The sequence below is a fragment of the Microbacterium sp. ISL-103 genome, from assembly GCF_018613995.1.
Taxonomy (GTDB): Bacteria; Actinomycetota; Actinomycetes; order Actinomycetales; family Microbacteriaceae; genus Microbacterium.
Window position 1 is genome coordinate 782 of record NZ_JAGGPD010000519.1, and the last position, 1,155, is coordinate 1,936.

The window sequence follows — 1,155 nt, forward strand, 5'->3', positions numbered from 1 at the left end:
ACGAGCGACCGTTGTCGTTGACCACGATCACGAGGTTGCGATCGTTGTCATCCGAGATGTTGTTGAGGGCCTCCCAAGTCATGCCGCCGGTGAGTGCTCCGTCTCCGACGACGGCCACCACGTGACGATCCGCGCGACCGGTCGCGGTGAGGGCCCGAGACACGCCGTCAGCCCAGCTGAGCGAACTCGACGCGTGAGAGGACTCCACGACGTCGTGGGCGCTCTCCGCTCGCTGCGGATACCCGGCGAGCCCGCCACGCAGCCTCAGCGACGAGAAGTCCTGTCGCCCGGTGAGCAGTTTGTGCACGTAGGACTGGTGCCCCGTGTCGAAGATGAACGGGTCGTCGGGCGACGAGAAGATCCGATGCAGAGCGATCGTCAGCTCGACGATGCCCAGGTTCGGGCCGAGATGTCCGCCTGTGCGCGACACGTTCTCGATGAGGAACTCGCGGATCTCTCCTGCGAGTTCGACGAGCTGGTCCTCAGACAGGGAGTCGAGGTCACGGGGTCCTGAGATGCTCGGAAGAATGGGCATCTGCACCTCCTCTTAGGCACCGTTGGCGGCATCCGATTCCGGTTCGGAAGCCTGCTCGATCCTACCGCGGGCAGCCGGGAAAGCTCGGGGAACGACTCTCCCCTTGACACCGGCCTCGAGACGCGAGAAGGGCCCGGTTCCGAAGAACCGAGCCCCTCTGGATGCGGCGGGTGATCAGACCAGCGAACGCAGCACGTACTGCAGGATGCCGCCGTTGCGGTAGTAGTCGGCCTCACCGGGTGTGTCGATGCGGACGACCGCGTCGAACTCGACGACCTGCTTGCCCTCGGGCGAGTGCTCGCTCGGGGTGGCCGTGACGCGCACCGTCTTCGGGGTCACTCCGTTGTTGAGTTCCTCGAGACCCGAGATCGAGACGACCTCGGTGCCGTCGAGACCCAGCGACTCCCAGCTCTCGCCGGCGGGGAACTGCAGCGGGACGACGCCCATGCCGATCAGGTTCGAGCGGTGGATGCGCTCGAAGCTCTCGGTGATGACCGCCTTGACGCCCAGCAGGCTCGTGCCCTTGGCCGCCCAGTCTCGCGACGAACCGGAGCCGTACTCCTTGCCACCGAAGATGACGAGGGGCGTGCCCTGCTCCTGGTAGGTCATGCCCGCGTCGT

At 65.9% G+C, this 1,155-nt stretch carries 1 protein-coding gene and 1 pseudogene; both read right to left on the reverse strand.

Features of this window, described 5'->3' with window-relative positions; genetic code table 11:
- The coding region (locus J7E68_RS19985; RefSeq protein ID WP_396652519.1) for a 1-deoxy-D-xylulose-5-phosphate synthase N-terminal domain-containing protein at positions 1-535 on the reverse strand (535 nt) is incomplete at its 3' end.
- Positions 536-709: 174 nt separating this feature from the next.
- Positions 710-1,155 (reverse strand): annotated as a pseudogene (gene acnA / locus J7E68_RS16950) (aconitate hydratase); the annotation flags it as partial.